Source organism: Micromonospora sp. H33 (assembly GCF_052068455.1).
Taxonomy (GTDB): Bacteria; Actinomycetota; Actinomycetes; order Mycobacteriales; family Micromonosporaceae; genus Micromonospora.
Genome location: NZ_JBQHDE010000001.1, coordinates 441,908 through 459,948, shown reverse-complemented (window position 1 = coordinate 459,948; position 18,041 = coordinate 441,908). Strand labels below are relative to the sequence as shown.

The following is an 18,041-nucleotide window of genomic DNA, read 5'->3' as shown; positions in this document are numbered from 1 at the left end:
CGGCGCCTACCGCTCGACGGGCCGGCCCCGGAGACGCGGACGGGCCGGCCACCCCGGCGGGGGAGGCCGGCCCGTGACCGGTCAGGAGGAGTAGCCGCGCTCCGCGATCCAGTTCGCGACCTTCTCCAGAGTCATCCAGTACTCGCCCTGCGGCGCGGCCGGATCGGCGATCCGGATGAGGTCACCACCGTCGCGGTAGCCCACCAGGGTCAGGTAGTGGCCACCCTCGTACGAGTGCGGCGCGCCGTCGGTGTCGACGGCCGTGCCCTTGATGTTGGCCACCACCGGACGCCCCTCGTCCAGCGCGTCGAGGACGTTCTCCCGCAGCCGCTCGACCTCCGCCGGCTTGGCCACCGGGCCCCGGATCTCGGTGGTCTTGTACTTCCCACCGGTCAGCTTGTTGAGCACCCGGGTCGTGTCCAGGGCCGAGTCGGTGCCGGCCTCGGTGGTGCCCAGCATCTTCGCGACCTCGTCCTGCGACAGCGCCTTGCCCTGCGCCGACAGAGCCATCCGGGTCGCGGCCGGGCCACAGTAGTAGAAGTTGGGCTGCGCCTCATACTCGATGCCCAACACGCGCTCGGCCCGCTTGTCCCGGCCCGGCTTGTCCGCCTTGTCGGCGAGCTTGTCGCCGCGGACCGACGTGACGGGGTCGGTGAGGGTCGGGGCGGCGTGAGCGGCGGCCGCCGGGCCGACGACGCAGCCGCCGGCAACCAGCAGGCTGGCCACGGACAGGCTGCTCTTCTTCACAATCGGGTTCATGGGTCGGGCTCCATTCGGGGGTCTGACGCCTTCGGTCGAAGACGGCAAGCACCAGGAAAGGCGCTCGGCTCACGGACTGGAGAGCCCCGGGCGCGACGGCCCGCGGGCGTACAGGTCCTGCAACGGGCCGCACCCGGACGGGCATTCCGCGCCGGGTTCGACCACCGGGGAATGCAACAGCAGGGGAAGGGCGGGGATTCCGCGGTACGCGTGGCGCCGGTCACCGCGGTATGGCTGGCATGGGTGCGGTGACCGGCTGCGGATGGGGCCGGCGCGGGCGGGGCTCATCCGCCCGGCGTGGGCGGGCGGGGCTCATCCGCCCGGCGTGGGCGGGCGGGGCTCATCCGCCCGGCGTGGGCCGGCAGGGCTCATCCGCCCAGCTTGGGCTGGGTTGCATCCGCCCGACGTGGGCCGGCGGCGGGGGCACCCGACCCGGGAATCGGTCAGGTGATCACAGACCGCCCAGGAGGCGCGTGACGGCTATCTCGATGACGACCCGGGCCGGATTCGGGCGCGGGGTGCGGTAGCGCTCGGCGTACCGGCGTACGGCCTCGGCGACCGACTCCGGATCGGACCGCACAACCGCCCGCCCCTCGATGGTCAGCCAGCGCCGGCCGTCGACCTGGCACACCGCCACCGGAGCGCCTTCGGCGCCGGCGGCGGCCACGTGGCGGGCCTTGCTGGACGTTCCGCTGGTGATGACCCGGGCCAGGCCGGCGGCCGGGTCGAGGGTGACCCCCACCGGTACGACGTGCGGGGTGCCGTCGGCGCGCAGCGTGGTCAACGTGGCGAGGTGCCGCTCCCGGCAGAACTGGACGACCCGCTCATCCTGCAGTTCCACCCGCATCCCTCCACCCGTTGCCAGCCCGCCCCGATCCTTCCACGCTCCTACGTTCCTCGATCGTGCAGTGGTGGTGCGCGGTGTTCCTCGCCCTTCCCGAGGCACCGCGACTGTGCGACCGGAACGCGCACACCCGGCGGGGGTGGTCGGGTTGGGCTAGCGTGACGGGTGTGTCGTGGGAGGCCTGGCTGATCCTCGGCGTCGTGGCGGTGGTCACGCTCGTCGGTGCCGTGCTGCTGGCGATCCGGGTGTTCCGCATGCGTCGGATGCTCGGCAGCCTCGGCGTCGGAGGCCGGGTCGCCTTCTACGGCGCGCTGGTCTACACGATCCTGCCGGTCGACGTGCTGCCCGACCCGATCTACCTGGACGACATGGCCGTGCTGGCCGGCACCCTGCTTTACCTGGGCCGCCTCGTCCGCCAACGCCGGACCGCCCACCGCGCCGACCCCGGGCTCCCCGGCCAGCCGACCCCACCAGCGGTCACCCGCCGGCCCGGCGGTCAGTAGGGCCGCTACGACCTGCCCGGTCAATAGACCGCACGTGCCCGGCGGTCGGTTGGCCGCTCCGGCCGTGCCCGGCGGTCGGTAGGCCGCTCCGGCCGTGCCCGGCCGTCGGTAGACCCCACGGCCGTGCCCGGCCTCAGTAAGCCGCTGCGGTCGCGCCGGTCAGTAGGCCGGGACGGCGGCGCCGGTCAGTAGGCCGGGACGGCCGCGCGACCCCGGGCGACCGCCCCCTTCGGCGCCACCGCCGGGATCTCCCGGGTCTGCTCCGGCTCGGGGCCGCCGATCAACGCGAGCACCGACGACTGCTCCTCCGGGCGGCGGCGGGTCGCCGCGTACGCCTCCTCGCGCAGGGCACGTGCCGCCTCGGCGGCGCGCTCGGCGGCCCGCCACGCCGACTGCTCCCGCTCCCGGGCCGCGCGGTGGCGGGCGGCGAGGTTGTCGCGGACCGCCCGGCGCAGCACGAGCTCCTGCTCGACCGGGTGCAGCCGCGGGTCCCACCCGTCCTGATGGGCGAAGACCGCGCTGAGCTGCTCCACCGACAGCTCACGCCGCCAGTACGCGGCCAGCGCGGCCCGGTGCAGGAACCGCTCCCGCTCGGCGTACTCCGCCGGGGTGCGAACTGTTCGTGGCGGTGGCAGCGCCGCCGCCGCGGTCAGCCGGCGCACGTCCGCCTCCGCCTCCTCGTACGCCGTCCAGGCCGACTCGACCGCCTCCTGGGCGGTCAACCACTCGGTACGCAGCCGGTGGGCGGTGGCGGCCGCCCGATCCGCGGCCACCGCCACCTCCCCGGCGTACCGACTCAGCTCCCGTACCTCGGCCGCCCGTTCCAGCTCGCTCGGCATCGCGGCCCGGTGGATGCGCGCGCCCGCGTCGAAGCGCAGCCGGCCGGGGCGCAGCAGCAGGGCGGCGATGGTGACGGCGACCACCGCGAGCAGGCTGAGCCAGATCGCGGCGGCGCGGGGGACGTCGGGGAGGACGGCGGAGAGCACGGTCTGCATCAGGTGACACCTTGCGGTCGAAGGACGGGCTCGACTGTGGTGGCCCGGTGACGGGCGAAGCGGGTTCACGAGATCTTGGAAGTCTGGTGCCCCTGGAGGGGCCGAAATCTTCCAAGATCTGAAGGCCGAGGAGCGGGCGGCTGGCGCTGCTCCTCGCGTGGGGCCGGGTCAGGCGGAGGGAGGGCCCCGGCGTGTGGCTGCGCCCCTGGTCGACTCACCGACCGGCCGGACGTCGCCCTCGCCGATCGGCGCGCCGGCCACGGCGTCCCGGACGTGCCGGAGCACGGCGGCCACGGCACCCGCGGCGGCCTGCGGCGCGCCCACCGGAGCGTCGCGAACGAGCAACTGCACACTGACCGTGGCCCCGTAGGTGCCTGTCGCGGCGTCGTTAACGGACAGTGGGGCCAGCACGGCCGACGGGGGCGTGCCCGCAGCCTCGCCGGACGTCGGCAGCGGCGCGACCGCCAGGGCGAGCAGGTGGGCGCGAGGTGCGGCCTCGGTGGCCCAGGTGGCCGCCGCCGCGTCCCGTGCGGCGGGGGCGGCGCTCCACATCGCAAGCGAGCGGTCGGGCCGGAGTGCGGCCAGGGAATGGGAAGCGGCCGGGACGATCGGGCGGGCCGCTTCGCTGATCGCCGCCAGGGGAGCGGCGCTGGCGGCCGTGGCGCCACCGACCCCGCTGGCCAGCGCCAGCGCGACCACCGCCAGTCGTGTCATCTCGCGCAGCGATCGCAGCACGGCGCCCCACAGCGGGTGGGTGGACGCGACGGACGGCACCCGACCAACCTATCGCCGGTTTCCGTTCGATGCAGCGGGCCAGGGCCGAAGACACGGGTGACCACCGCCACGTGTGCGATGTGGACCGTTCTCCGGCTGGACGCCCGCGAGCGGGCATGCAGCGTCCCAGGAACGTCGAGGCGGTCGACCACGGCCACGTGTGCGACATGACCCTGTCCCGGCGAGGACGCCCCTGAGCGGCGTACCGTTTCTCAAGACAGCGGAAGGGGCCACCGATCGGTGGCCCCTTCCGTCTGTGGTCGAGTCAGTTGCCGAGCACCGGCGGCGCGCCCTCCGGGCCGTCCTGCCAGACCATCTCGTCCTCGGTCAGCCAGGTCAGCCGGCCGTCGGACGGCTCGTCGTCGCTGCCGTGGCCGGCGCCGAGCAGGCCCGGACGGGTCCCGGCGGCGGTGCGGCTGGCGGCCGTGCCCTGGCGGGTGGCGGCGTCCCGGCCGGAGCCCTCGCCGCGGCGGCCGTCGACGCTGCGCCCGATCCCGGTCGCCGACCGGCTGTCCGGCGTGGCCGTGCCGCCGGCGGGCCGGGCCGAGGTGGGCGCCGCGCCGCTGGAGCCGGCCAGCGCGCCGGTGCCGACGATTCCGCCGGCCGGAGTGCCGCCCGGCATGCCGAACGTCAGGCCGGGACCGGTGCCCGGGGTCGCCGTCGTGCCGCCTCCCCGGCCCAGCGTGGCCAGGCCGGCGACGGCGCCGCCGACCAGCGCGCCGCCGAGCAGCGGGTCGGCGCCGGCGAGCGAGGTGCCGCCGACGGGCGCGGCGCCGAGCGTCCCGGTGCCCGGGACGCCGGCCCCGGGCGCGGTCGCGGTTCCCCCGTTTCCGGACGTGGGCCCGCCCGACGCCCGGTCGGGCGTTGACGCCGTCTCCCCGCCCGAGCGCGCGGAGAGCCCGCTGGCGGTGGGCGCGGCCGTCGGCGTGCCGACTGCCGGGCCGCTGCGCGGGGCCGTGGCGTCACGGTTGACCGAGCCCGGCGTGTCCGGTGGTGGGGGCGGCGGGGGCACCAGCCGCCCGTACGCGGACAGGTCGTAACCGGCGGCCAGCTCCGAGACCACGTTGACCATCCGCTGGTGCGCCTTCTCCTGCTCGGCCTTGTCCTGCTGGTGGCCGAGCAGGCCGCCGACGACCATGCCGGGCACACCGAAGACCGCGCCCTTGGCCGCGCCGGACATCGCCTGGTCGTGGTCGTCGGTCTCGGCCGGGCTCTCCGCCTGCTCCTTGGCGGTCCGCAGATGGTCGGCCATCAGGGTCAGCCCGCGGCTCACGTCGGCCATGCCCTCGCCAAGGGACTCGGCGTACGAAGCGACGAAGCCCAGCCGCCGCTGGAACTCCTGACCCGCGTCGCCCGTCCAGGTGTTGGCCAGCTTCTCCAGGTCGCCCTTGAGCTCACGGCGGAGGTCGTCGACGATGCCCTTCAGCGTCGTCCACTGTGCCGCGACGCCCTCGATCTGACCGGGCTGGCCGGCCATCACGCCGTCGTAGAGCGCCTGGTGGCTCTCGGCCTGGTAGCGCTGGGTGTACTCAGACACGCGGCTGCTCCTCCCGAGTGATCGCCTCGTCGACCCCGACGAGGGCGGCGGCGATGTCGGCAGAGTTGGCGGCGTTGCGGGCCTCGGCCGTGCGGTAGCGGGCCAGGATCGTGGCGGTCGCGCTCTGCGCGGCCTCGACGGCGGTGCGCAGACGCGCGACGTGCTGCGAGTAGGCCAGGTGGATGTCGCTGTACCGTCGGGCGTTGTCGGTCGCATCGGTGAACGTGCCCAGCGCCGGCGGCCGGCACTGCATCTCGGTGTCGAGCTTCCGCACGGCCCGCTCCGCCTCGGCCAGCCGGTCGGCGAGCTTCCGGTGGAAGTCCTCAAGGGACATCAGGTCGACTGTCGTGCGCCCGGTCATGGCAGCTTCCCCGTACGTCGTGAGTCGATAACCGTTGGCGACGCTCAGGTTAGTCGACCGATGCGACACCGGGCGACCCGCCGGCCGTCCGATCCCGTCATTCGGCAGTCGGCGTTCCGCTTGCACCCGACGTGGCGGGCGGGGACGGGTCGGCCGGTGCGTACCGCGTCAGCGCGTCCTCCCGGTCGAGGGTGGGGCCGGTGGGGATGAGAGCCAGCAGCGAGGCCGGTACGACCAGCGGGGTCACTCCCTCGTAGCCGAGCGCGGTCTGCGCGCCGGGGCCGAGCGGATGCCGGAGCCCCTGGGGGGTGACCAGGTGCACGGTGGCACCGGGCGCGGCCGCGCCGCTCTCCCCGGAGCCCGTCGCGGCTTGGACCAGCAGACCCTTGCCGCCGGGCAGCAGCACGGCCTCGGCCGTGCGTACCCCGTCCCGGTTGGACTGCCGGACCGGCAGCGGACCCTCCGGCCCGGGCGACAGCTCGGCCGGGGCCCGGTCGAACACCTCGAGCGTGGTGGTGGGCGGCCCGCCGTCCGCGCCCGCGCGGTACGTCGCGCAGAGCACCGACCGGCCCGGTGCGACGGGATGCAGCGCGGGCAGGGTCTGCGGGAGGCCCTCCGCCTCCACGGGCTGATCGGTCAGCAACCGGCCCGCCTCGTCGGGAGTGATGTCGGTCACTGTGCCGCCGGCGCGCAGCAGCAGCAGCGCACTCACCTCACCGATCGAGGCCAGTCCCTCCCGGGTGAGGACGTAGTGCCGGCCCGCCGCCCGGAAGACCTGACCGATCCGGGCCTCGGCGCCGCCGACGCGGACCTGACCCGGCTCGTCGTCCCCGGGGATGGACGGCTCGCGCAGGGCCGGGCCGGCGGGCACCGCGTTGAGCAGCTGCTGGCCGACGGCGAGCGTGGGCGCCCCGGCCATCCGCAGGGCGGCGGTCGCCTGGTCACCGCCGAGCACCCGCAGCCGGGCGTCGCCGGTGAGCAGGTGACGCTGGCCGTCGACCTGGACCAGCACCGCCCGGTCGCCGAGCGGGGTGCCGCCGGGCAGCGTGCGGTCGATCACCAGACGGGTGGTCGAGCGGCCGGCGCCGGCCGGGTCCGGCACGTCGCAGACCGACCACGGCAGGCCGGTGAGGGACTTGCGGTCCGGGAGGGCGTCGGGGGCGCCGACGATGCCGACGGTACGGCCGCGCGGCCGGTCCCGGATCGACGCCTGCGACATCGTGCGGACCGCGGGGTCGGCCTCGCCGAGGATCAGGCGGGCGGAGGCGTAGTTGAGCGTGGGGTGCAGCTGGCCGTCCAGGAAGACGTACGTCGCGCCGGTCTCCCGCTCGATCACCAGCGTGTTCTGCTCCAGCGGGGCGGTGTTGCCGGTGAGCTGCCCGTACGCGCCGGCGCCGCCGAGCACCACCGCCGCGGCGATCACGCTGCCGAAGACCGCCATGCCGAGCCGCCGCATCGGCAGGTTGTTCGTCTCCGGATCGCCCGACAGCAGCGCCGAGACGATGCGACGGGTGACGAAGCGGTACGCCTGCACCTGGTCGCGGCGGGTCCGCATGGCTAACCTCCGGCGGGGGTGGGTCCGCGACGATCGGGTCCGTATCGGCGCCGCGGGCTTCCCTACGATAAGGGGCCGTCGGCGGGCCACCGGGACCGCCGCCCGCGCCGGTGATGATGCCGCCGCGGTCCGTCCAGGAAGGACTGCCACCGATGACGCAGGTTCAGGCGCCTCCGGGCCGCCCCCCGCAGACCGGCGCACCGGCCCGGGCGGAGCGGCCGACCACCGCCCCGGCCGGCCCAGCTCCGCGACGTGGTCGGCTCGGCTCCGTCGCGGTGGGGCAGCTCGTCGTCCTGGAGCTGTGCGCCCTCGCGGTCGCGGCGGCGCTGGGCGGGCCGACCTGGCTCAGCCCGCTCGTCGGCGTCGTCGCCGCCCTGGTCGTGGTCGCCGTGCTCGCCCGCCGGGGCGGCCGCTGGTGGTACGAGGACCTGCTGCTGCGCCGGCGCCTGCGGCGACGCGCAGAGCGGGCACGGAGCAGCGTCAAGGCGGGCACCGCGGCCGACCCCCGGCTCGCTCCGCTGGCGCCCGAACTGACGGTCGTCGAGCTGACCGACCGGGGAACCCGGCTGGGCGTCGGGCAGGACGCCCAGGGCTGGTTCGCCGCGGTGGCGGTGCAGGGCCGGCCCGGGCCCGGCCCCGTCGAGGCCTCCGTGGTGGACCGGGCGGTCCGTGTCCTCACCGAGTTCAGCGGCCCGGTGACCCGGGCCCAGGTGGTGTCGCACACCCTGGTCTGGTACCCGGCGCCCGGCGCGCCGCCGGCCGCCCACCGTACGGTCTGGGTGGCGCTGCGGCTGTCGGTGCGCGACGCCCGGGTGGAGTCGGTCAGCCGCGGTGGCGGGATGCCCGGGGTGCACCGCACTCTGTCGGCCGGTGTCGGCCGGCTGGGCAAGGCGCTGACCGCGGCCGGCCTCGCCCACCGTCCGCTCGGCCGCGACGAGTTGCGCGCCGCCGTGGTCTCGGCGGCCGGGCTGGACCTGGCGCCCGCCCCGCCCACCGAGACCTGGACCGGGCTGCGCGGCGGCGGCTGGACGCAGCGTTGCCTCACCCTCCGGCCACGCGCCGAGGCGTCGTTCGCCACGCTGGTGGACGCGGTCACCGCGACCTCCGCGCCGTCGCACACGCTCGCCGTCGGGGTGCTGCCCGGCGGCCGGCCGGAGGCTCCGCTGCTGCGCGTCGCGGCGCTCGACAACCACGTCGAGGCGCTGGTGAAGGTCGTCCGTGACGTCGCCCGCAAGTGCGGCGCGCCGTCCCGCCCGGTGGACGGCCAGCACGCGCCCGGCGTCTATGCGACCGCACCGGTAGCCGCCGGCGTCGACACCCTGGCACCGACCGCCTGACCGACCGCCTGACCGTTCGCCCCGACAGGCCCGACACGCCCCGACACGCCCCGACCGTCTAACCTGGCACGTCCGGCCTGGCCTGGCACGTCCGGCGTGGCCTGGACGTCGGCTGGCCTGCAGGTCAATCTGGGCCGCCACACCCGCCTAGCCGGCCAGGTCAGGCTGGGCCACCACACCCGCCTGGCATTGCCATGCCCGCCGGACCCCGTTCGCCCGGGTCCGGTCAGGGGGCAAGCCCAAGCTCGACTTCGGGCGCTGTCGAGCTGCCCCGTTCATGAGACCACCGGCTCCACGGACGGCTGCCCCGTCTGTGAGGGCAGCTCGACAGCGCCGCGAGCAGAGGTGTCCGGCGAGCCGCGGCCCGCAGCACGGGGCGCGCCGACGGCACCCCGCGGCCTGTCCGGCAGGCCTCGGCCCGCGGCACGGGGCGCGCCGACGGCACCCCGCGGCCTGTCCGGCAGGCCTCGGCCCGCGGCACGGGGCGCGCCGACGGCACCCCGCGGCCTGTCCGGCAGGCCTCGGCCCGCGGCACGGGGCGCGCCGACGGCACCCCGCGGCCTGTCCGGCAGGCCTCGGCCCGCGGCACGGGGCGCGCCGACGGCACCCCGCGGCCTGTCCGGCAGGCCTCGGCCCGCGGCACGGGGCGCGCCGACGGCACCCTGCGGCCTGTCCGGCAGGCCTCGGCCCGCGGCATGGGGCTGAGCCGGCCATATGCGGGCGGTCCGGCGAGCCCGCGTCAATCGACGTCGTCCCGGTTCCGGAGTGGGGTCGGGACGCGAGCCCAGGGTCAGGGCCGGAGGTTGACGATCCAGCCGTAGAGGCCGACGACCCAGACGGCCAGCGGCACCAGGGCGATGATGAGCAGGATCTCCACGATGTCGAGCACCCGGCCCCACACCGGGGAGATCCGCTTGCCGGCCACGGTGAGGCCGTAGATCAGGCTCACCACGGCGGCGAGCAGCAGGCCGCCGAGGATGAGGCCGAGGCGCAGCGTCGTGGAACCGTCCGCGAAGGCGGCCGCGGCGGCCAGGCCGAGCCCGGCGGTCCCGGCGAACAGCACCGGTGTGCGCTGTGCCCGGCCGAGGAACGGCCGCGCCCGCAGCAGGGAGAGCAGGGCCAGGACGAGGCAGAGCAGGACGGCCGGCAGTCGCCCGTCCAGCGCGAGCACCAGCTCCGCGCCCAGCACGAGCAGCGAGACCGTCCACACCAGGCCGGTCAGGAACTCGTCGGCGCGTTCGCTGAGCTGGAGCACCCGCCGCCCGTCCACCGACTCGCTGTCGGTCTTCAGGTCCTCCGGGCCGGTGGGGATGGACGGGACGGGCAGCCGGGCCAGCCGGTACGCGACCATGGGCAGCGCCGGGACGGCTCCGAACGCCACGGCGGCAACCACCGCGGCGGCCGCTGCCGGGCCGATGCCGAACGCGAGGCAGAGCAGCGCGCCGACCGCGGTGGCGGCGCCGCCCGCGACCGCGCCGAAGAAGACCGGCAGCCGGTCACCGACGGCCAGCGCCGCCACGGCCGCGCCGAGCACGACCGCGGTGGCGGCGAGCAGCACGTGCGGGGCGGCCAGCTCGGACAGCGTACGGTCGCCGGCGAGCAGCAGCAGGCCACCGACGGCCGCGTACCCGAGACCGGCCAGCGCGAGGGCCGACCCGGTGGCGCTGTCGGCGGCGGCCCGGGACAGCACCGCGGCACCGACCAGCAGGGCGACCGTTACGAGCAGCGCGGCCAGCGCGCCGGGAAGCTGCGGTGGGCCGCTGAACAGCGCGGCCAGCGCCCCGCCGCCGAGCGCCGCCGCCGCGAAGAGCACCGCGAAGGCGCGCGTGGTGCCGGCCTGCCAGGCACCCGGACGCTGGTTGGTGGCGGTCGCCACCGCGTCGACCACGTCATCGAAGACGATCTCCGGCGTGGCCGCCGCGCGCGGGTTGAAGTACAGGATCTCCCCGTCCCGGATGCCGAGCTGCGCGGCCGTCCGTCCCCCGTCCAGCGGCGGACCGCCGAGCCGCGCCAGGCTCCAGCCGCCGTGCCGGACGCCCTCGTCCGCCAGGTCTTCGCCGGCGTAACGGAGCAGCGTGGGCAGCAGGTCCGCCAGGGGTACGTCGGACGGCAGCGCCAGGTCCATCCGGGTGCGTGGCGCCACGATGGTGATCCGGCTCAGCCCACCGGTCGCCGTCTTCGTCGCCACAGTGGCCTCCTCGCTCGTCGTCCGGCCGGCCGGGCCCGCGCCGTACGGGTCCGTGACGCCCACGGGAGATTACCTACGATGGCGGGCGCGTACGATGCCCACCCGACGACCCGGGCCGCCCGCGCGATCGTCTCAGGGGGAGGAGACAGCCGTGAGCACGGTGGTGTTCCGCCGACCGCCACGCCAGCCGGGCCCGGCCCTGCCGCGGGGCGAGGTCCTGCTGGAGTCGCCGCCGGAGCTGCCGGAGCCGACGCCACGCGGGATGGGTCAGCTGCTGATGATCCTGCCGATGGTCTGCGGCGTCGGGGCGATGGCGTTCCTCTACGCCGGGCGTGGCGGCGGCACGATGACGTACGTCGCCGGTGGTCTCTTCGGCATCTCGATGCTGGGCATGGCGATCGGCTCGCTGAGTCACGGCAACAACGACAAGGCGGAGATCAACGCGGATCGCCGCGACTACATGCGGTACCTGGCGCAGATGCGCAAGCGCACCCGGCGCGCGGCCGAGCAGCAGCGGGCCGCGATGGCGTGGCGCCACCCGGAGCCGGACGCCCTCTGGTCGATCGCCGCGTCGCGCCGGCTGTGGGAGCGGCGGATCACCGAGGACGACTTCGGCGAGACCCGGATCGCCACCGGCCCGCAGCGTCTCGCGGTGGAGATCGTGCCGCCCGAGACCAAGCCGGTCGAGGACCTGGAACCGATGAGCGCGATCGCGCTGCGCCGCTTCGTCCGCGCCCACTCGACCGTGCCCGACCTGCCGACCGCGCTCTCGGTGCGCGCGTTCAGCCGGGTGGTGCTGCGCGGCGACCGGGAGCCGATGCTGGACCTGACCCGTGCCGCCCTCGGCCAGCTGGCGACCTTCCACGCGCCGGACGACCTGGTCGTCGCGGTGGTGGCCGCCCCCGACCGGCAGGGTGTCTGGGACTGGGTGAAGTGGCTTCCGCACGCCCACCACAGTGGACGCAGCGACGCGGCGGGTGCGCGCCGGCTGGTGTTCCCCAGTCTGGCCGAGGCGGAGGAGTCGCTCGCCGGCGAGCTGGCCGGTCGGCCCCGATTCGCCCCGGAGGCGAAGCCGCTGACGACGGCGCCGCACCTGGTCGTGGTGATCGACGGCGGCGAGGTCTCGGCGACCTGCCAGCTGATGGGGCCGGGACTGCTCGGTGCCACCGTCATCGACCTGTCCGGCGCCGTCCCGCGCGACGCCGGCCGCTGGCTGCTCTGTCTCGACGTGGGCGACGGCACCTCGCTGGAGCTGGTCCGCGGCACCACGTCGTCCCGGCTCGGCACGCCCGACCGGCTGAGCGCCTCCGCGGCCGAGGGGCTGGCCCGGCAGCTGGCGCCGTTGCGGCTCTCCCAGCAGCAGACCACCGCCGACGAGCCGCTGGCCCGCAGCATGGAGCTGCCCGACCTGCTCGGCGTCGGAGACGCCGCCACACTGGACGTCCGGCAGACCTGGCGGCCGCGCAGCCACCGCGACCGACTGCGCATCCCGCTCGGCGTCGGGCCCGACGGCAACGTGGTCGAGCTGGACTTCAAGGAATCCGCGCACGAGGGCATGGGCCCGCACGGCCTGGTCATCGGCGCCACCGGTTCCGGCAAGAGCGAGCTGCTGCGGACGATCGTCGGCGCGCTCGCGGTCACCCACTCCTCGGAGGAGCTGAACTTCGTCCTGGTCGACTTCAAGGGCGGCGCGACCTTCGCCTCCCTGGAGGCGCTGCCCCACACCAGCGCGGTGATCACCAACCTCGCCGACGAGCTGCCGCTGGTCGACCGTATGCGGGACGCGCTCGCCGGCGAGATGACCCGGCGGCAGGAGGTGCTGCGCGCGGCCGGCAACTACGTCTCGCGGTACGACTACGAGAAGGCCCGGGCGGCCGGCGAGCCGCTGGAGCCGATGCCGAGCCTGCTCATCATCTGCGACGAGTTCAGCGAACTGCTCGCCGCGAAGCCGGACTTCATCGACCTCTTCGTGATGATCGGCCGGCTGGGCCGCTCGCTCGGGGTGCACCTGCTGCTGGCCAGCCAGCGCCTGGAGGAGGGCAAGCTGCGCGGTCTGGACACGCACCTGTCGTACCGGATCGGTCTGCGCACCTTCTCCGCCGTGGAGAGCCGGATCGTGCTCGGCGTGCCGGACGCGTACGAGCTGCCCAACGCCCCCGGCCACGGGTACCTGAAGACCGACACGAGCACGATGCTCCGGTTCCGGGCCGCGTACGTCTCCGGGCCGTACCGGGCGCCGGGGCAGGCGGCCGCCGCCTCCCAGGCGTTGGTCCAGCGGCGGATCGTGCCGTACGGCGTGGACTATCTCCCGGCGCGGGACCCGCAGGTGCCGGTGCCGGCCATCCCGGAGCCGGAGCAGCCGGCCGAGGGCAAGGCCGTGGCGATGCTCGACGTGCTGATCGACCGGATCACGGGGCAGGGCCGCCCGGCGCACCAGGTCTGGCTGCCGCCACTGGCTGACCCGCCCGGCCTCGGCGAACTGCTGCCGGCGCTCAGCGCCCACCCGACGTACGGGCTCTGCACCGCGAACTGGGCGGGTCGCGGGCAGCTCACCGTCCCGGTGGGCGTGGTGGACCGCCCGTACGAGCAGCGTCGCGACCCGTTGCTGGTGGAGCTGGGCGGCGCCGGCGGCAACGTGGTGATCGTGGGTGCTTCGCTCAGCGGCAAGAGCACGATGCTGCGGACGCTGCTGGCTTCGCTCGCGCTCACCCACACCCCGCGCGAGGTGCAGTTCTTCTGCCTCGACTTCGGTGGTGGCGCGCTGCGCAGCCTGGACGGGCTGCCGCACACGGCTGGCGTCGCCGGTCGGCGGGACACCGAGGCGGTGCGGCGGACCGTGGCCGAGGTGGTGGCGGTCCTGGACGACCGGGAGACCCGGTTCGCCCAGCACGGCATCGACTCCGTGGCGAGCTACCGCCGGCGACGGGCCGCAGGTGAGTTCGCCGACGACCCGTTCGGCGACGTCTTCCTCGTGGTCGACGGCTGGAACACGCTGCGCCAGGAGTACGAGGAGCTGGAGCAGACCATCACCAACCTGGCCAACCGGGGGCTGGGCTTCGGCGTACACGTGATTCTGACCGCCGTCCGGTGGGCGGAGATCCGGATCAACATGCGCGATCTGCTCGGCACCAAGCTGGAACTTCGCCTCGGCGACGCGAACGAGTCGGAGATCGACCGGCGGGCCGCCGCGAACGTCCCGACCGGCTCGCCCGGCCGCGGCCTCACCCGCGACAAGCTGCACTTCCTCACCGCGGTCTCGCGGATCGACGGCCGCCGCAGCATCGAGGACCTGACCGAGGCGTCGGTCGCCCTCGCCCGGCACGTCGCGGCCGCCTGGCCCGGCCGGCCGGCGCCGAAGGTACGCCTGCTGCCGCGCAAGCTGCCCGTCACGGAGCTGGCCCGGATCATCGACCGCTCGGCGCCCGGTCTGCCGATCGGTGTCAACGAGTCCGCGCTCGCCCCCGTCTACCTGGACCTGGCCAACGAGCCGCACCTGACGGTGTTCGGCGACGCGGAGTGCGGCAAGACGAACCTGCTGCGGCTGATCGCCCGGGGGATCACCGAGCGGTACACCCCGGCCCAGGCCCGGCTCGTCATCGCCGACTACCGGCGCGGGTTGCTCGGCGCGGTCGAGGGGGACCACCTGCTCGACTACGCGCCGTCCAACCAGGTCTTCGCCCAGGGGCTGGCCTCGATCCGCAGCGCGCTGTCGAACCGGCTGCCCGGCCCGGACGTCACCACGGCGCAGCTGCGCGACCGCAGCTGGTGGAAGGGGCCGGACCTCTACATCCTGGTGGACGACTACGACCTGGTCGCGTCGGGCGGGAGCAATCCGCTCAGCGCGTTGCATGAGCTGCTGCCGCAGGCCCGCGACATCGGTCTGCACCTGATCGTCACGCGGCGGGTCGGCGGTGTGGCCCGGGCCCTGTACGAGCCGGTGCTGCAACGCCTCCGGGAGCTGGACTCCCCAGGCCTGCTCATGTCCGGCAATCGGGAGGAGGGCGCGGTCTTCGGCACCCTGCGGCCGAGTCCGCAGCCACCCGGGCGGGGCACGCTGGTCCGCCGGCGGGACGGCCAGCAGCTCATCCAGACCGCCTGGTCAGAGCCGGCCTGACCGAGGGTCCGATGTGGAGTGCGGCACCGGGGGGGGTGGGAGCGTTGCCGGCAACGATCGGGTCACGGTCGGTCACATTCGGGGCCGGGTGGGGCTGCGCGCCGTTGCGCCGGTCCGCTACGGTCTCCTGAGGAGTGTCCGTCGGTGGGGTTGCGTGCCTTGCCGCGGGGGAGGGGCGCGGCAGATTCGCCGCCACAAGAAGACGGAAGGGTGTGAAGCATGGCGTTCGAGGTCGAAGCAGCGACTCTGCATACCGCCGCGAGTGACGTGCGGTCCACGCGCAGCGAGGTCGACGGCGAGCTGAAGAAGCTGTGGAACGTGGTCGACGACCTGGCGATCGCGTGGAAGGGCCAGGCGTCCACCGGGTTCCAGACGCTCATGCAGAACTGGAACGAGAACACCACCAAGCTGCTGACGGCGATGGACAACATCGCCGACCTGCTCGACAAGTCGGGCACGACGCACCAGGTCAACGACGAAGAGCAGCAGCAGATGCTGGACAAGTTCCACTCTGCTCTCAACCCGTGATCCGACGAGACGAGCAGGGGAGGAATTCATGAGCATCAAGGTCGATTACGCGGTCCTCGAGAACGCGAACCAGCAGATGCAGACCATCTCGCGGACCATCGACGAGAAGCTGGACACGCTGCGCTCGATGCTGTCGAAGCTCGAGTGGGACGGCCAGGACCGGGCCGCCTACGAGCAGCACCAGGCCCAGTGGGATTCGGCCGTGCGCGACATCAACCGCATCCTGAACGAGATCGGTGGCGCCGTGGGCATCGCCCGCGAGAACTACGTCAACACCGAGATGAGCAACGCCAAGGTGTGGGGCTGATCCGAACGTCGACGCGGCTCCGGTCCGGTCAGACCGGGCCGGAGCCGCGCCGTGTTCGCGCCCGAGTGGTCCTGGGGGAATCATGCGTACGGGGAATCGTTTCCGGCGGCCGCTGGCGCTGACCGCCGCCGCCGTGGCCCTGGCCGTCGGTGCCGGTCCGCTGGCCGCGCCCGCCCCGGCTCGGGCCGCCGACACGGTCCGCGGCCTCCAGTGGTATCTCGACACCCTCGAGATCTCGCAGGCGCACCAGATCACCAAGGGGCGCGGCGTGACGGTGGCCGTCCTCGACAGCGGCGTCGACCCGAGCGTCCCCGAGCTGCGCGGCCAGGTGCTTCCGGGGACCGGCCTCGGGAGCGCCAGCGCCTCCGACGGCCGCCGCGACGACGACAAGGAGAAGGCGCACGGCACCTCCATGTCGGGCATCATCGCGTCCCGGGGCGGTGGCGAGATGCGGCACCTGGGCATCGCACCCGAGGCTAAGATCCTGCCGGTCGGGCTGGGTACGACATTCGACCTGGAGGACGTCGCCGAGGGGATCCGCTGGGCCGCCGACGCCGGGGCGGACGTGATCAACGTCTCTCTCGGCGAGAAGGACGGAGCCCTGCCGGTGACCGCGGGCCCGGAGCGCGTCCGACTGGAGCAGGCCGTCCGCCACGCCCTCGACAAGGACGCGGTCGTCGTCGCCAGCGCGGGTAACCGGAAGCAGGGCGCGACGCGGGTGAGCAGTCCCGCCAACATCCCCGGCGTCATCGCCGTGACCGGCCTGACCAAGCGGGGCACGGCCTTCGCCGAGAGCGTGCACGGGCCGGAGGCGGTGCTGGCCGGGCCGATGGAGGACATCATCTCCCCGCGACCGCGGTCGGTGTCGCCGAACGGGTACGGCGTCGCCAGCGGCACCAGCGACGCCGGTGCGATCGTCTCCGGCGTGACGGCCCTGGTCCGGGCCCGCTACCCGGACCTCGACGCGGCCAATGTGATCAACCGGATGATCCGCACCGCCCGTGACGGTGGCGGGCCCGGGCGGGACGACCAGTACGGCTTCGGCGCCGTCGACCCGGTCGCCGCGCTCACCCGTTCGGTGCCGGCGGTGCCGTCCAACCCGTTGCTGACGTCCGCGGCCAACGCCTCTGCCGCCCCGACCCGTGCGGGGGCGGTCCCTGAGGACGACGGGCCGGCCGTGGCGATCACTCTGAAGAAGGGCCCGGGCGCCTGGATCACCGGCGCGTTCTGTCTGGCCGTTCCGATCGGCCTCGTGGTTCTCGTCGTGGTGCTGATCCGGCGCTCCCGCCGCCGGCCGCCCGCGGGTCCGCCCGGTCTCCGGCCACCGGGCTTCCCGCCGCCCGGCGCCGGACACCCGGGGCGGCCTGGCCAGCCGGGCTTCCCCTCAGGCCCGCCTGGGTTCCCGCCCGGCCAGCCCGGCTTCGCGCCGGGCCAACAGGGCCAGCCGGGCATTGCGCCGGGGCAGCCGGGCTTCGCGCCCGGCCAGCCCGTCCGGTCGGCCGGCCAGCCGGGTGTTCCGCCGACCGGCCAGTCCGGGTTCGCGCCAGGTCCCGCGCCGTCCGGCCCGACGTCGGCGGTGCCGGGCGGGCCCACGCCGCCTCCGCCCGCACCCGGTGGGCACCAGCAGTAAGTCAAGACCGAGTCGGCTAGGGGGAGGAACCGATGACGGAGGACCGGACGACACCGGTGGACCGGACGGAGCAGCCGGAGGAGATCCGGCTGGACAATCCGATACCGGTGCCCATCACGCCGTTGGCGCCCACGGTGCACCTCGACGGCATCACGATGGACAACGTCAACCGGGCGGAGCGGCCGACGGCGCTGATGCCGGGGGCGAACGAGGCCGGTGCGCGGACGGAGTGGGACGCCACCAGCCTGGAGGAGGCCATCCGGTGGCTGGAGTCGCACGCCGACTTCCTGCACAAGCAGTCGTACCAGATGGTGGAGATCCAGGACCGGATGGGCGGCAGCGCCACCGCGGGAATGCCGACCGGCACGAGTCCACTCGGCACGTTCCCGCGGGCGCAGGACCTGGCGACGAAGCACTCCTCGCTCTTCACCACCACTCAGCAGAGCGTCCGCAAGCTGGCCGAGGACCTGTACCAGGCGGCGAACGCGCTGCGGGAGGTCAAGGAGAACTACGAGACGGCCGAGCGGGCCAACGCGATGTCCGCCGCCGAGATGGAGCGCGTCTTCACCGACGCCTCCAAGCAGAAGGCCTGAACGGGGAGGGTGAGCG

General features: G+C 74.7%; 15 protein-coding genes. 7 read left to right on the top strand and 8 right to left on the bottom strand.

Going from position 1 to position 18,041, the window contains the following annotated elements; genetic code table 11:
• Positions 1-81: 81 nt before the first annotated feature.
• Positions 82-759 carry a C39 family peptidase gene (locus tag ACTMS0_RS02155; protein ID WP_441153368.1) on the bottom strand — a complete coding sequence of 226 codons (678 nt, stop codon included), beginning with the start codon at positions 757-759 and terminating at the stop codon, positions 82-84.
• Between the two features lie 451 nt (positions 760-1,210).
• On the bottom strand, positions 1,211-1,606 hold the full coding sequence (locus ACTMS0_RS02150) for a pyridoxamine 5'-phosphate oxidase family protein (protein ID WP_441153367.1): 396 nt from the start codon (positions 1,604-1,606) through the stop codon (positions 1,211-1,213).
• 164 nt (positions 1,607-1,770) lie between these two features.
• On the opposite strand from ACTMS0_RS02150, the gene ACTMS0_RS02145 reads away from it, so the two are divergent.
• On the top strand, positions 1,771-2,106 hold the full coding sequence (locus ACTMS0_RS02145) for a hypothetical protein (protein ID WP_441153366.1): 336 nt from the start codon (positions 1,771-1,773) through the stop codon (positions 2,104-2,106).
• A 185-nt stretch (positions 2,107-2,291) separates the two neighbouring features.
• Here ACTMS0_RS02145 and ACTMS0_RS02140 read toward each other — a convergent pair whose 3' ends face one another.
• The 5 genes from ACTMS0_RS02140 to eccB all read right to left on the bottom strand — a co-directional run bounded on the left by ACTMS0_RS02140 (position 2,292) and on the right by eccB (position 7,328).
• Positions 2,292-3,101 (bottom strand): hypothetical protein, encoded by an 810-nt coding sequence (locus ACTMS0_RS02140; RefSeq protein ID WP_441153365.1) that lies wholly within the window; start codon positions 3,099-3,101, stop codon positions 2,292-2,294.
• A 168-nt stretch (positions 3,102-3,269) separates the two neighbouring features.
• Complete coding sequence (locus ACTMS0_RS02135) at positions 3,270-3,875, bottom strand: hypothetical protein (protein ID WP_441153364.1); 606 nt, start codon at positions 3,873-3,875, stop codon at positions 3,270-3,272.
• Between the two features lie 265 nt (positions 3,876-4,140).
• A complete protein-coding gene (locus tag ACTMS0_RS02130) occupies positions 4,141-5,412 on the bottom strand; it encodes a WXG100 family type VII secretion target (protein ID WP_441153363.1) in 1,272 nt (423 codons plus the stop codon).
• Entirely contained in the window at positions 5,405-5,773 is a 369-nt protein-coding gene (locus ACTMS0_RS02125; protein WP_441153362.1) for a hypothetical protein, read from the bottom strand. The genes ACTMS0_RS02130 and ACTMS0_RS02125 overlap by 8 nt, the downstream gene beginning before the upstream one ends.
• 97 nt (positions 5,774-5,870) lie before the next feature.
• Positions 5,871-7,328, bottom strand: coding sequence for a type VII secretion protein EccB (eccB, locus tag ACTMS0_RS02120; RefSeq protein ID WP_441153361.1), 1,458 nt, complete (start codon positions 7,326-7,328; stop codon positions 5,871-5,873).
• Positions 7,329-7,480: 152 nt separating this feature from the next.
• Between eccB and ACTMS0_RS02115 the strand changes: the two genes are divergently transcribed.
• Positions 7,481-8,665, top strand: coding sequence for a type VII secretion protein EccE (locus ACTMS0_RS02115; RefSeq protein ID WP_441153360.1), 1,185 nt, complete (start codon positions 7,481-7,483; stop codon positions 8,663-8,665).
• A gap of 790 nt (positions 8,666-9,455) precedes the next feature.
• Here ACTMS0_RS02115 and eccD read toward each other — a convergent pair.
• Positions 9,456-10,853: a type VII secretion integral membrane protein EccD gene (gene eccD, locus ACTMS0_RS02110; protein ID WP_441153359.1), complete on the bottom strand. Its 1,398-nt coding sequence runs from the start codon at positions 10,851-10,853 to the stop codon at positions 9,456-9,458.
• A gap of 151 nt (positions 10,854-11,004) precedes the next feature.
• Between eccD and eccCa the strand changes: the two genes are divergently transcribed.
• The 5 genes from eccCa to ACTMS0_RS02085 all read left to right on the top strand — a co-directional run bounded on the left by eccCa (position 11,005) and on the right by ACTMS0_RS02085 (position 18,025).
• Positions 11,005-14,967: a type VII secretion protein EccCa gene (gene eccCa, locus ACTMS0_RS02105; RefSeq protein WP_441153358.1), complete on the top strand. Its 3,963-nt coding sequence runs from the start codon at positions 11,005-11,007 to the stop codon at positions 14,965-14,967.
• Positions 14,968-15,186: 219 nt separating this feature from the next.
• Positions 15,187-15,495: a WXG100 family type VII secretion target gene (locus ACTMS0_RS02100; protein ID WP_441153357.1), complete on the top strand. Its 309-nt coding sequence runs from the start codon at positions 15,187-15,189 to the stop codon at positions 15,493-15,495.
• Between the two features lie 28 nt (positions 15,496-15,523).
• The gene (locus ACTMS0_RS02095; RefSeq protein WP_441153356.1) at positions 15,524-15,802 is read left to right on the top strand and encodes a WXG100 family type VII secretion target; all 279 of its coding nucleotides are present in this window, start codon (positions 15,524-15,526) and stop codon (positions 15,800-15,802) included.
• An 82-nt stretch (positions 15,803-15,884) separates the two neighbouring features.
• The gene (locus ACTMS0_RS02090) at positions 15,885-17,432 is read left to right on the top strand and encodes a S8 family serine peptidase (RefSeq protein WP_441153355.1); all 1,548 of its coding nucleotides are present in this window, start codon (positions 15,885-15,887) and stop codon (positions 17,430-17,432) included.
• Between the two features lie 32 nt (positions 17,433-17,464).
• Complete coding sequence (locus ACTMS0_RS02085; RefSeq protein WP_441153354.1) at positions 17,465-18,025, top strand: hypothetical protein; 561 nt, start codon at positions 17,465-17,467, stop codon at positions 18,023-18,025.
• Positions 18,026-18,041: the final 16 nt, after the last annotated feature.